The organism is Poritiphilus flavus (assembly GCF_009901585.1).
Lineage (GTDB): Bacteria > Bacteroidota > Bacteroidia > Flavobacteriales > Flavobacteriaceae > Poritiphilus > Poritiphilus flavus.
This window is the reverse complement of the sequence record NZ_WXYO01000006.1, coordinates 142,998-157,143: the sequence shown is the minus strand read 5'-3', so window position 1 is coordinate 157,143 and position 14,146 is coordinate 142,998. Positions and strand designations below refer to the sequence as shown.

Annotated in this window: 10 protein-coding genes; 1 reads left to right on the top strand and 9 read right to left on the bottom strand. The window is 40.0% G+C overall.

Going from position 1 to position 14,146, the window contains the following annotated elements; all coding sequences use genetic code 11:
* Positions 1-246 precede the first annotated feature (246 nt).
* From GTQ38_RS13465 to GTQ38_RS13440, 6 genes are all read right to left on the bottom strand, one after another.
* On the bottom strand, positions 247-774 hold the full coding sequence (locus tag GTQ38_RS13465) for a Swt1 family HEPN domain-containing protein (RefSeq protein ID WP_238857936.1): 528 nt from the start codon (positions 772-774) through the stop codon (positions 247-249).
* 53 nt (positions 775-827) lie between these two features.
* On the bottom strand, positions 828-1,454 hold the full coding sequence (locus GTQ38_RS13460) for a DUF5343 domain-containing protein (protein ID WP_161436065.1): 627 nt from the start codon (positions 1,452-1,454) through the stop codon (positions 828-830).
* 605 nt (positions 1,455-2,059) lie between these two features.
* Positions 2,060-2,437 (bottom strand): DUF2200 domain-containing protein, encoded by a 378-nt coding sequence (locus tag GTQ38_RS13455; RefSeq protein ID WP_161436064.1) that lies wholly within the window; start codon positions 2,435-2,437, stop codon positions 2,060-2,062.
* 1,502 nt (positions 2,438-3,939) lie between these two features.
* Entirely contained in the window at positions 3,940-4,521 is a 582-nt protein-coding gene (locus GTQ38_RS13450) for an HD domain-containing protein (RefSeq protein WP_161436063.1), read from the bottom strand.
* Between the two features lie 211 nt (positions 4,522-4,732).
* The gene (locus tag GTQ38_RS13445) at positions 4,733-6,085 is read right to left on the bottom strand and encodes a serine hydrolase domain-containing protein (protein WP_161436062.1); all 1,353 of its coding nucleotides are present in this window, start codon (positions 6,083-6,085) and stop codon (positions 4,733-4,735) included.
* 139 nt (positions 6,086-6,224) lie between these two features.
* Positions 6,225-7,766 carry an arylsulfatase gene (locus GTQ38_RS13440; RefSeq protein WP_161436061.1) on the bottom strand — a complete coding sequence of 514 codons (1,542 nt, stop codon included), beginning with the start codon at positions 7,764-7,766 and terminating at the stop codon, positions 6,225-6,227.
* A gap of 1,323 nt (positions 7,767-9,089) precedes the next feature.
* Between GTQ38_RS13440 and GTQ38_RS13435 the strand changes: the two genes are divergently transcribed.
* Positions 9,090-9,902 (top strand): hypothetical protein, encoded by an 813-nt coding sequence (locus tag GTQ38_RS13435; protein WP_161436060.1) that lies wholly within the window; start codon positions 9,090-9,092, stop codon positions 9,900-9,902.
* An 82-nt stretch (positions 9,903-9,984) separates the two neighbouring features.
* Here GTQ38_RS13435 and GTQ38_RS21190 read toward each other — a convergent pair whose 3' ends face one another.
* From GTQ38_RS21190 to GTQ38_RS13420, 3 genes are all read right to left on the bottom strand, one after another.
* Positions 9,985-12,186, bottom strand: a complete 2,202-nt coding sequence (locus GTQ38_RS21190) for a carbohydrate binding family 9 domain-containing protein (RefSeq protein ID WP_161436059.1) — start codon at positions 12,184-12,186, stop codon at positions 9,985-9,987.
* A gap of 137 nt (positions 12,187-12,323) precedes the next feature.
* Entirely contained in the window at positions 12,324-13,391 is a 1,068-nt protein-coding gene (locus GTQ38_RS13425) for a bifunctional transcriptional activator/DNA repair enzyme AdaA (RefSeq protein WP_161436058.1), read from the bottom strand.
* Positions 13,388-14,146, bottom strand: coding sequence for an isocitrate lyase/PEP mutase family protein (locus GTQ38_RS13420; protein ID WP_161436057.1), 759 nt, complete (start codon positions 14,144-14,146; stop codon positions 13,388-13,390). The genes GTQ38_RS13425 and GTQ38_RS13420 overlap by 4 nt, the downstream gene beginning before the upstream one ends.

The window sequence follows — 14,146 nt, the reverse complement described above, 5'->3', positions numbered from 1 at the left end:
ATCAATATGATTTGATAAATCCGTTAGTATTAGCAAAATTCGAAATCCAAGCATTTTAAGGTTGTAATTTTTCAGTTTTCATAATGGTCAAACACTAATTATAGCGGCTGCTGTGTTTAATACGTCTCATTCTAACAATATTATAATGATATATTTCAGACTTCGAATCAATATCTGAAGCATAAGAAAAAATCTGAAAATGCCGATTAGAGTTGTAAGAAGTAGCAATTAGATATGGCCATTACATCATATTCCAACCTGCCTTATCCAATCCCTTATTAAAGTTCCAATTCTAGCCAAATCTTGTTCCGATAATTCTCCACTATGCATTATGACATTTCTTGACCTTTCAAGCGCTTTTATAATTTGTTGAGCCCATTCTAATGATACTATGTGGGGTTCGAAATACTCCCAATTGTCACCGCGCATAATAGAAATTAAATCGCCAAATTCCGTATAATTTATAAAATTGTCCCCTCTTTGCGTATGCCAACGAATTTTGTCCTCTTCTTCCTTCCTTGTTTCAGCCCTTTCTCTTACCTTGTTTGGAACACATTGCTCCCACCAATCCGCACCTTTTTCTTCTAAGAGCTTTTGAGTCACAAATTCACGAATACTGTTTTCAAAAGCACATATTGAAGTATATACATAAGACATCTTTTTAGAGTTTGCGACTAATTCTTGGGGTAATTCATCGATGCACAAAAGGCTATTTATTTGTTCTTCATCAACTTTGGCAAAAGACTTTCTCCCTGTAGCCTCAGTTGCTTCCAAAGCTTGTTTGGTCAATATACCCTTGAAAACGAATGAATATAAGGGGTCCGAATTCACAATAAGTGTTCCTTTAGAGCTTTAAAAATTGCGTCAAAAACAGCTATATCCTTTGTTTCTGGAAGATGAATTTGAATATTATAATGCATTTCTGTGGTAATCTTTTTATTGATTATCTCCCCCAGCTGTTTTGTTTCATCATATTCTGGTTCTTCTTGAGTTTCATATTCCTGTGGCTCAACCCTGGTTATTCCAGTATTTGAAAAATCGGCTATGTTGCACAATTCCTTAAATGTTTTTGCCATTAAGTCAAGGACGTTGTCAGTTTTCTTTCCTTGAAAGATAGTTTTCATCTTGTTCTTGACCTCGCTCTTTGTCATTTTTTGTGCATTTTTGTTAAGTTGGAATAGGTCTGAATAAGCGTCTTGTATGCACTCAGCTAATACTGTTTTTGTTCTAGTCTGGTCAATAAATGCGAAATACTTCTCAGTAGGAACTCCGTTACCATCTAACAATCCTAGGTCCTTAAAAAGTTTCAGGTAAAGTCGGTCATTTGTGCTTTTGAAACCTAATTGTTCCAAAAATGCAATTGTAAATTTGTCGGGTGCCTGAGCATTAACCACGGTGTCAATTATGGCATTGAGATTCTTAGTTGTAATTAAATAGCTTTCAATTAATGACATATATTTATTTTAATTTGCAGGCTTCAACTGAATAAGGCACAGCATTCACCATATACCACCTATAGCTAAGGTACTAAATAATCAAACTTCTTGAAGGAGTTTTCTGTGACGTAAGTATGTATCCACCTTGTCTTTCTAGAGTTTTAACCGAATATATTCCGAATCTTTCATAGATTCATACCATGGTCTGCACAAGTATTGTATATAATAAACTATGTAGCCACCCTGACTGAGCGTAGTATAATGATCCTAGTAGCAGTAACTTTTTATCACCTTCCGTAGCAAATAAATTAGAAGGTTTACACAGCTCGCTTGAGTAGGTGCTAACCGAAAAACCCCTGATCCCCTGAAACCGAGCCTTTCAAAAAAAGCATCCTACAGCAATAGCTTTAATTCACAACCTAAAATTATACCGGACTTTAATCAAAACCTGTTGTTTCTGTGGCTCCCAGGGCTGGTTGATGTTGTTGAGGGTGTTGTGGTTATAGACCAAAAAATATATCGCCTAATGGCGAGAAGATCCAAGGAATTCGTTTAGCATAAAAGGCGTTTTCCTGCCCGTCCGGCAGGCGGGAATGCAGTATAGATTTTGGTAGCAACAGTTTCTACTTTTTTTCTTCACGCAGAATTTTCTCCATTTTACGACCTCTTGCCAATTCATCGATCAGCTTTTCCATCTGTCTGCATTGTTTATACAATTCAAATTCATCCTCTATTTCTTCAATCCGATAACCACAAACGACTCCTTTGATCATGTGTGCGTTCGGATGTATTTTAGCGTTCTGAAAAAATGTTCTAAAAGATGCCTTTTCATCAATAAGCGCTTGTAAAGCATCTTGGTCATAACCGGTGAACCATTTAATTACCTGGTTGAGTTCTTCTTTTGTTCTACCATTTTTCTCCAATCTATTCAGGTAAAGTGGATAAATGGATGCAAATATCAAATTGGCAACCTTTTCATTTTTTTCGGCTGTAACTTTCATTTTTATCTGATTTTGAATTGATTGGTGTTAACTATCGCATACCCGGAAAACTCCACATAAGCTTATTGATATATCATAAAAATAATATTTCTTACCTAGAGGTTAAAAGGTATGGTAAAAATCCCATTGAGAGGGGTACAATGATTGTAAAACTGAGGAATCGTGAAATTGAGGAATTGGAAAATTAGACGGATAGATTGTTGGACTTTTAGATGTTTAGACTGTTGGATGGTTGGAGGTTTAGATGGTTAAACTGTTAGACGGTTAGATCTTTGGACATTTTAGTGAGGGACCGACTTCTGTTTACTGTTTACTGTTTACTGTTCACTGATTACTGTTTACTGTCCACTGCCAACTGCCCACTGCCCACTGATCTCGTCCTCTGTAGTTTAGCGAAGAAGAAGCGCCATCTACCTCCTAAAAACTGGGGTCTAAACCCCACCCCAAAATTAAGTTAGCCGTTGGTACTGCAATTTCAAAGCAGAATGATGATTTGTCCATTTGAAGATTTGAAAATTTGAAAATGGCCAGTCGGATCTTTGGAGGTATGGATTGTTAGAAGGATAGACGGTTGGATGACTTGACGAGTTCTTGAATTGTCCCTAAATACATTTAAGAGCAGATATCGAATATCTAATATCCTACTTCGTATATCTAATATCGTATATCGTACTTCGGCTATACGCTATGAGCTGTACGCTGAAATGTTTATGCCGGCTATCAACTCTTTGCCCTTCGTAGCCTTGGCGAAGAAGGGATCAACTATCAACAAATGTAAAACTGAGGAATCGTGAAACTGTGAAATTGAGGATTAGATGGCTGGATTGTTAGATCTTTAGACCTTTGGATGATTAGATGGTTGGACGATTGGATTGTTAGACGGTTAGATCGCTGGACGGTAAATTGTTCGGACGAGTTCTTGAATTGTCCCTAAATAAATTTAAGAGCAGATATCGAATATCTAATATCCTACTTCGTATATCTAATATCGTATATCGTACTTCGGCTATACGCTATGCGCTGTACGCTGAATTGTTTATGCCAACTGTTAACGATCAATAAATGTAAAACTGAGGAATCGTGAAACTGTGAAATTGAGGATTAGATGGCTGGATTGTTAGATCTTTAGACCTTTGGATGATTGGATGGTTGGAAGATTGGATTGTTAGACGGTTAGATCGCTGGACGGTAAATTGTTCGGACGAGTTCTTGAATTGTCCCTAAATAAATTTAAGAGCAGATATCGAATATCTAATATCCTACTTCGTATATCTAATATCGTATATCGTACATCGTATATCCGCTATAAGTTGTATCCTCCATAGCCGCAGGCGACGGAGGACTGTTCACTGTTCACTGTTTACCGTTTACTGCCTGGACAGGTCTCGACTCCCCGTCCGTACCGGCGCGGGCGGACGCTCGACCAGACAGTTTTGCCTACTGCCTACCCCTACCTACTAACTGTCAACTCTTTGCCCTTCGTAGCCTTGGCGAAGAAGGGATCAACTATATATATTGGAAACATTCACCTTTTTTGGTTCCAAAGTATTTTTCCCATAGGCGGTAAAGTAGCTGTGTTCCATCAAAAACTTATTGTTGTTCGCTATCCATTCCTCATCCGTATACACTAATCCAAGTTCTTTTTCCCACTCAGAGCGCAGCATTTCCCGATATATCGGGTAGCTCTCAAAAGATAAATGAATTAGGTCTGCATCACATACCACTTCCTCCAGGATATTTTTTGGATTTTGAGGTATTCTGGTGGCACCGATACAGCCCAAAATCATAGCGATTTTCTCTTCAGGATAATTTTGTGCTGTCAACCATTCGTTTGCCAGACGCTTACTTACCTCCTCATGACCGCTATAACATTCTATATGCCCTAAATCGTGGAAAACCGCCGCAAGCAAAACCATTTGCAATTCAACTTCTTTTAAGTTTTCAGCTCTACCTATTTTTCCTGCACCTTCCAACACCGTTATGGTGTGGTGTAGGTTATGAAATACTCTATTTTTGGGCTGTTCAGCTATAATTCGTTGCGCGGTATAGACAGCGGCCTGCAGTACGATATGTTGATTGCTCATTTTACGTTTTCTTTATTGTGTGATTCTTTCTGAGTGTTTTGCTAGGCGCTTGTTTTCAGCGTCCATAATAAAAAAGGATGTAAGGTGGCTTGTAAACAGTAACTTGCTGTTATTATCAAGTCTTTGTATAAACCATTTTTGAGCTTTAGTGACGGTAACGTCAAAGTATGCCGGTCTTATAATCATTCTAAGCGGATATTTGTATCTGGTTTTACAGACTTTTTGCAATTGCCCTGCTGTAAGCCTCCATTGGAATATCTGTAAACCCGGTTGCAAACCAAGCAACCACCACATCTCGCGACGGTGAAACATAAATACCTTGTCCATTCATTCCACTTTTATATAAATCCCCATCCTCGAATACCGCATCCCACTGATAGCTATTAAATTCAGGTTGTTCCCTAAACTCTTCAGCCATTCTTGGTCCCAGGGTCCCCTTCATAAAATTCTCCTTAACACCCATGGTTTGCATCTTCTCAAGTACGGCTTGAGATACTATCTGTTTTGAAGAAATGAGGTTCCAACTGGGTGTGAACAGCAAACCGAATTTGGCCATATCGTCCAGGCGGGAGCTAATCAGCCCATGGATAACACCATTCCCTTGTGGACTAAGCCCAAGTAGTGCGTCTCCGGTCATGCCGGCATGCATCCATATTCTTTCTGTTATCAGTTCACTTATTCGTTTCTTACCCACAGCCTCCAGGATAAGGCATAACATTTGTGTATTGGCGGAAGAATACTCGAAAGCCATTCCCGGTTCACGCAGTTTCGGTATTCGGAACAAGGCCTCATTGTGCGTCAGTTTTTTTCCATCAAGTACCGCCTCACCCGCTTCTGAAGCAGCAAAAATCCCATAAGGCGTTGCACCCTTACGTGACGCAGGATTTTCTTCCAGATCTAAGCCTGACTGCATATTGAGTACATCAATCACCTTAATGTTCTCCCATGCGGTTCCTTTGGTTTCGGCAACATAATTGGACACCGTTCTTTGTACGTCAATGAGTCCTTCCTCTTCAAACTGGGCTATCAGAAGTCCTGCAAAAACCTTGGCGTTAGACATCCATACATGTTTGTCATATTTTCGCATTCCGGGATAGCTTTCGTAGATTATCTGTCCATCTTTTAAAACCATTACGCCTTGTATGGGTGAATTTTCTGAAGTGGTAATACCCTCAAATGTTACCATTTTTCCGGTCTTTTCGTTTTCAAGCCCGATCTTTCCTATTTCGGATGACAGATTGTATTCCAACTCGGCTACCGCACCATCCCGGAGTATAACATTTTGAGGTAGAAACTCAGCCAGATGTAAATAGGAGTAAGCCCCGGCTTCTGTTATATCCAGAAACTTTTGCAGGGTCCAGGCGCGATTCATATCATAGGCCTTTTCGGCAGTGTAGCCATATTTTAGTGCTGATACTGAAAAATCTTCAGTAGGTGTGGAATAGGCATCCTCATTATCCTGAGACGATTCCTTTTGTGTGTATTGTTCATTTTGGCTTGTGGTGTTGTTTTGACAACTCAGTAGACAGCAAAATATGAGCATTGTTAATCCTAAGTTTTTCATATGCTTTTTTTTAGGTTTGCTGACAACTGAATATGGTCATCAGCTGATTTTAAGATCAATTGTTAATGATTATGTCCGTTTAAATAAACTATTACTTAAGTTCGTAACGTGTAGTATATCAGTCTAGTAGCAAGTTGATTTATTGCTTTCCTTGTTGAAGCTGTTCTACTAGTTTAGAAAAATCAAATGTTGCGGCTTTCTGTATTGGAGGATATTCCGCGAGTGACTTAATGTGTTCCACCAATAGGTCTTGTATGGGTTCATTCAGAAACTGTTTACGTTGTATTACATCAGATCTATCGGTTATATTGTCAAAACTTTCAAAGGGATCAAAGTGGAGATTATACATCACCGGAAACTTTTGTTTTACATAAGGAGCATAATAATCTTCGCTAGTTTCAAAATGTATTTTCCATTGATTTATGCGGACCGCTCTAATGTCTGACTCGTGATAGTAAATAAAATTGTTTCGGTTACTATATTCCTGATTCCCTAACCAATACTCTAAATTATTGACTCCATCAATATATTGCTTTCTTTCCTTAAGCATTTTCGCTTTTACATCTTTAACGCCGGCTGTAGCTGCCAAGGTGGTAAAGATATCCATGTGGGCTTGTATTCCCTGTAATCGTCGGCCTCCTCTAATTTTTTTCTTCCACATAACCATCATCGGAACCCGTACACCTCCCTCATAGGTTGTCATTTTTTCTCCTCTAAATGGAGTTGTTCCACCATGAGTTCTGGCACTATGTTCAGGACCGTTATCCGTTGAGTATATTACAATTGTGTTTTCTAACAGCCCCATTTGTTCCAGTTCATCCAGAATCTCACCAATCATCATATCATGTTCAATTAGGCCACTGCCATAAAAGTCATGCTCAGTTGTATAGGGCAATGCCAAATAGCGACTTTCGGATTTAAGTCTGGTAAACATGTGCATTCTACTGGGATTAAACCAGGCAAAAAATGGCTTACTATCATTCTTGGCCTTTTTTATAAAGTCCATCATGGCATCTTTAAACTCTTCATCTGCCGTCTCCATTCGTTTCCTGGTAAGTTGGCCCGTGTCTTCAATTTTTTGTTTGCCAACTTTTCCAAATCTAGGATCTACAGTTTTATCATCAACACTAGTTGCCCATGTATGGAGCACACCACGGGTTCCGTATCTCTTAAAATATTCAGGGTCTTGAGGGTAGTCTTTCTGCTCGAATTCTTCTTGTGTATTGAGGTGGTATAGATTTCCAAAGAATTCATCAAAACCATGGACAGTTGGAAGGTGCTCGTTACGGTCGCCCAGATGGTTTTTTCCGAACTGACCTGTTGCATAACCCTGCTCTTTTAAAACTTCTGCCAGTGTTGGTGAGTCCTTTTTCAATCCTAATGCCGCACCAGGCCTACCTACGGTTGTCATACCGCTTCGAATAGGATATTGTCCTGTAATTAGTGCCGCACGACCTGCAGTACATGACGGCTGTGCATAATGCTCCGTAAACATTATCCCATCTTGTGCTATACGGTCAATGTTAGGGGTATTATACCCCATTACTCCGTTGCCATACGCACTAACATTACTCCAGCCAACATCGTCCGGGAAAATGATCAGGATGTTTGGTTTTTCCTGTGCATATACGCAAAAGTGAATGATACATGCACTTATCGTATACAAAACTTTTGTTTTCATATTATGTTGATTTTTAATTTTCTACAAGGATCCCGGGTATGGTTACCGACCTGACATTCATCGTCAGGGGGCCAATCTTACAGCCCTTAAGGAGTAGGGCCAGGCTTAACAGTGCTATTAGTTGAAATTTCATAACTATTGCTTTGATAAACTGTGAATTACTCTTAATCCTATTTAAAAAAGAAAGCTAGCTAAGACTATTTAGCGATCACTAACAGCTCACGAAAACGGAAGTAAAACCGTAAGTGGCTCTGAATTGGAAAGGCAATAAAATTTAAGAATTTTTTCTTAAAATATATCAAATTTTGTAGGAATTAACTTAGAATTAATGTGATAAGATAAAATAGTGGATGAAGAGTGTAGATACAGTTTATAAAATAAATACTTTACAACGCTTCACCCGGAAGTGAATCGGAGCAGATATCGAATATCGTACATCGTATATCCGCTATACGTTTCATCCTCCGAAGCTTTAGCGTAGGAGGGCTATACGCTATGCGCCGTACACTGAATTGTTTATGCCAACTGTCAACTCTTTGCCCTTCGAAGCCTTGGCGAAGAAGGGATCAACGATCAACAAATGTAAAACTGAGGAATCGTGAAATTGAGGAATTGAGGATTGGATTGTTAGAGAGTTAGATTGCTAGACGGTAAATTGTTCGGACGAGTTCTTGAATTGTCCCTAAATACATTTAAGAGCAGATATCGAATATCTAATATCCTACTTCGTATATCTAATATTGTATATCGTACTTCGGCTATACGCTATGCGCCGTACACTGAATTGTTTATGCCAACTGTCAACTCTTTGCCCTTCGAAGCCTTGGCGAAGAAGGGATCAACTATCAACCATTAAGAGATACTTAGTAAGTCTTGGACTAATTGGAAAATGTATAAATGAAGAAATGTAGCAATTGGGCAATTTGAAAATTGAAGAAAATCAATTTAGCGGATATGATTACGGCCCTTTAGCTATTATTGAAACCTAAATGAATATTCCATATCCCTCAATGGTTATGGTAAAAATCCATATTTTAACTACAGCCTATAAAACCTATCGATTTAAAAAGTAAAAAATATCCTACAATTTGACGTTTTAAGGTGAAGCGGTATAATATTTGTTTATCTTTACAAGTAAGAATATGATTAATGAAAGTCACAAACTCCAAAATTAAAAGAGAAGGCAAAGACACTGGTCTTCGAGGTACCAAAAAGGGAGGGGTTAAAGTAAAAAAGAGCATTTTTTATAATCGCAAATCTGTGCGCGAAAATATTGAAAAGCTCTTCAAAAGTGACCCTAAACAATCTCCTTCAGCTGCCTAAATGCCTTATAATGTCCTTATATTCCCATTAATAGGAGGCTACTATATTCTTACCAACTTTCTTTATCTAAAATATCGTTTTCAAAGGAAGACCGCCCAGGAAAGGCTGCTTTTTTCCATAGTGCTTGGTATTGGTCTCCTTTTTCTGGCAGTGTTCATTCGTACAATATTCCAAAATTATTTTCCGTGTGATTATGCCTCATTGTCTGAGTTCCTTACCACCATACCTGTAATTAAGGTTCCATATTTATGGACCAGCATATTTACCTTTGTATTCGCTTTTATCAGTACTCATATTCTCAATTTAATCATAGACTACATATTACTGCCTTTTACATCAATTCAAGATCCCATAGATAGGGCAGTGTTAGAAGAGGGTAATGAACTTGAACAGTTGTTTCTCGAATCAGCGGCGTCAGGTGACCTTATACAAATTACATTAAAGAATTATAAGGTCTACATTGGTTTTACTGATTATATATCACCACCAAGTAAAACCAACTATTTCATCTTAACCCCGGTCTTAAGTGGTTATAGAGAATCGGAAACCAAAAAGTTCGTCATTACCACCAACTATCAGGAGGTTTATCGAGAATATTATGCGGAAAGTGATGCTGAAGAGCTAAATCCAGAGGTAAATGAAGAAGATGAGAGTGTTGTAGAATTTCCTGATATTGATATTGTAATAAAGCAGGATGAAATAATCACCGCCAGCTTTTTTGACGCCGATTTGTATTCAAAATTTAATCCGACTACAATCATACCTTTTAATAATGAAACGAGCAATAGCGAAACCTTAGAAGGAGATAATTAATTCTTACAGGTTGGGCATTGATGCTCCCCGGTCCTGCCTTGAGCGACAGCCGAAAGGCTCTTGAACGCAGCTGTTTTTTCACTCACAACCTAAAATTATACCGCACTTTAATCAGGACCTGTTGGTTTTGTAGTTCCCAGGGCTGGTTGATGTTGTTGATGGTGTTGTGGTTATAGACCAAAAATACGTCGCCTAAGGGCGAGAAGATCCAATGAATTCGGGCATTTAGGCCTAAAATACGACTATCGGTATCGTATTGCAGATAACTGTTTATCTGCAAATTTGAGGTCACGTTAAAGCGAACCCGAAGTCCGGCCAGGGTCTGGTCAAAATCTCCAAAAGGTAAGCGTGCCCTGTTATGCAAACCATTAAATTCGAAGGCAAGCAGGGCACTGGGATTCCAATTGAGGGTTAGTTCAAACTCATCCAAATTACCATCGTAAAAACTTCCGAACCACCAGGTTGCCTGACCACTTACCCTGCGTTTACGGGCAAATTCAGCCTCAAGGCGATAGCGCATAAAGTTATACTCCCCTACCGGGATGGTAACTCCCTCTGAAATTTCAAAGGGCTCCAATATATTTTCACCAACCGGCCTGACGTTGGCTTCAATCCGGTCCCCGCTTTCAAGCCTCCAGTTGATGGGAGCAGTAAACACACTGTAAGACTGCCAGGGACCTGAAATCGTATTGATATAGGTCACAAAAAACTGATGGAACATCTGTCGTAGCCAGGGGGTTTTGGGCCTCGGTGCAAAGGTTCCCCCAACGCGATAAAAATTTACGCCCCTTCTGGGTACAAAACCTAAAGAAGGATCAAATTGTTCGCCTATTCGGGCATAGGTCATGGCTACATCCCAACGGTCGTTGGGGTAGTCAATTTTAAACCCGGCTGCCGAACGGTCGCCCGTCAGGTCTTCCCGGTCTGTAAACAGTGCCCATCCACCGACCAAAAAATTCTTGTCACCCTTAAAACTTGTGGTCTGAAAGGTGAAATCAGCCCCGCTCATCCAACTGCCATCCCGACCCAGGGGATCGCCCGCCGTTCCAATAAAACCAAACGAGCTTTCTTTGAGCACATTCCTGCGAACTCTAAAGACACCCATATTGGTGGCTTCAAAGTTCTCATCGTTCAATACAAAGTCATTCGTTCGAATCCCCAAACCTCCGAAGGCTGTTTTTCCAATCCGACCATTCAACTTGGTGCCACCCACCACCGGTATTTGCTCATTATCCCGCAAACCAATTCGCCGACTAAAAAAAGGAAGCACCGTACTGGTGCCGGTGCCAAACCCAAATTCAAAAATGTCTGAGCCTTCCAGAAAAAAGGTCCGCTTTTCCGGAAAGAATAAAGGGAATCTCGTCAAATTGGTTTGCCTGGTATCCACCTCAGTCTCCCCAAAATCAGTATTGACCGTAAATGTAGCCAGTACGTTCGGGCCTATACGCTGATTGGCATCAAAACTAATATCCGGATCCAGGACCATGGCTCCATCTGGCCCTGTCTGATTGGCGTTGGCTATCAGGGAAGGACGAACGTTAATGCCAATTCCATAATTAAATTCAGGTAGTCCGGTAACCAATCCTGCCCTACTGGTTTGGGCAATCCATTGATCGCGTTTGACGTTGGACCAGCGAATGGTCTCCAGATTGCGCTGTATTCGTCGTTCCACATTGAATCCCCATTGGAACAGGCCTTTTCTGAACGCGATACTTTGAATGGGAATCACTATTTCGAGAGTCCAACCCTTTTCCGTAATCTGTGTTTTAGCATCCCAAACCGCATCCCAATCGTCGTTCTCATCTTCACCACGGTCCGATACCAGCGCATCATAACGTGCTCCCAGGGCATTCACTGCAAAGATGTAGCCCGATTGCCCGTCTAAAAAAGGGTCAATGACCACTTTCACATGATCTTCTTCCGAAATATCGGTATCACGAAGTTTGGAAAAGCGAACAATGCCTTCCGGATTGCTATCATTGCAGGTCACTCCGATAACCACAGTTCTGGCATCGGCTATAACCTGGACCAAAGTGGATTGTGAAGGTATACCCCCTTCCTCAGGAACGGTTGTCCTTAAATTGGTAAGTACAGGGGCATTTTTCCAATCATCTTCACTTAAAGCCCCATCAAAATTGAAGGATTCGGTCAATTTTCCAGAAGCAAATTCCGGTCGCTCAACGGTTTGACCAAAACCCAATTGAAGAAAACCCAATAGGAGAACCAAAACCCATCCATATTGCAAGATGGATTGGAAAATTTGAAGGTTCTTTATGGTTTGCACGTTTTGGATTGGAATCAATACTGCCAGCTAAATCACCCATTAAGATAGTCTAAAGATTGTTTTATTAGGGCAGAACGTCTTTAGTTTATTGTGGTTCTTGATACGTTAACCAAGTACTTCAATATTTGAAATCAAAGTCAAGTGCCAGTCATTGATTTTTTCTCAAAATCCAGCAGCCATTTTTTCCTTGCCAAACCGCCTCCATATCCAGTCAATTTAGCATCCTTGCCTATTACCCTGTGGCACGGAATTACAATGGAGACCCTGTTCATCCCATTGGCCCGGGCTACTGCCCTTGTTGCCTTTTCATTTTGCAATTTAATGGCCTGTTGCTGATAGGTTGAAGTCTGTCCGTAGGGTATTTCCTGAAGCATCTGCCATACCTGTCTTTGGAATTGTGTACCTGGTGTTTCAAGGGAAACTTCAAAGCTCTTTCTTATTCCTTGAAAGTATTCTTCCAACTCCCTTTTCAATTGTTTTGTATGTGAATTTTCACCAGATAAAATCACTGCGTTTAGTCTTTTCTGTAAATCATTGAATTCTGTTTCCAGCATTTTTCTATCGGTAAACTCCAATAGACAAATTCCCATATCGGTAGCGCATACAAACATAGGTCCCAATGGAGTCGTGAGACGATCAATCAATATTACATTTCTATCATCGCTTTTTGTTGGCGACTTTCCTACAAGCTTTTTATAGGTATAGCCAAAACCACTCAATGAATCATAACCAGAATCGAATGCTGTATGGGTAGAAGAACTGCCGCTCTGTAGCTCAATAATGGCATTATTGATACGAAACATTCTTTGGTAAGCCTGAAAGGTTATCCCATAGTTTTTTTTGAACCATCTTCTAACCGTAAACGGATTGAGGCCATTTTGTCTAAGCGTTTCATCGCTTACCTTCTCTTTAGGACTTTTTTTAACCATCTCAATGGCCAGCATTACATGAGAGGGAGCCTGATTTGCATTTTCGGTTGGTCTGCAGACTTTACAAGGACGGAAACCATTAAGCAAGGCTTCCCTGAAAGTCGGGAAGAACTCTACATTTTCTTTATGGGGTTTTCGCGCCCTGCAGGTTGAGATACAAAAAACTGAAGTTGTCTTAACCCCAACAAAGAAGATCCCAACGTACTGAGGGTTTCTATCAAGCAATGCCTGATAGAACTCATTGAATCTGCTGTTATCTTCAATAGTTACCTTCAAAACAACGATTTGAAATTTTGATTAGACCTGATTTCTTCAAGGGTGTTCCTCAATTCATCAGTCATTTTGTTGAACACAAAGTTACCCATAGAAATACGCTTAACACCCAAACTTTTGAGAATATGGAAATCCGGAAGGTCTGGCATGCACATAACATTAAGTGGCAGGTCCGTGGCTTTGGTGATTTTTTCAACGTCTGCTTTATTCTCAATACAAGGCACAAACAGTCCGTCCGCTCCTGCTTTTTGATATTGTTTTGCTCTTAACACTGTTTCTTCGGCAGCATTTTCCATACTCAACAAAAAGGTATCGGTCCGAACATTGATAAAGATATTTTTCCCATCCGAATTAAAACGCGATGCAATGGCCTTCAACATTTTACTAAAGTACAGGCTATCTGTTAAAGATCTTTGCCCGTTCCTTACCTTACTATCCTCTATATTGATACCAACAATTCCCAATTCCGAAAGTTCGGATATAATGGCGATAATCTCTTCTACCCCGGAACCATATCCTGATTCAATATCTACTGATAGTGGTAAGTCAACACACTTTACAATTCGTTCAACAATGTATTTCAATTCGTGAAATGAGATTTCTTCTCCGTCTCCATATCCCAGCATTGTGGCAATGGCCCCGCTGGAAGTGCCTATTGCCTTAAAATTGAGGCTTTTTGCAATCTTTGCGCTTGCAACATCCCAAACATTGGCCATTAAGAATGGATCTTCCTGGCTGTGTAAGTCCTTAAAATTCAT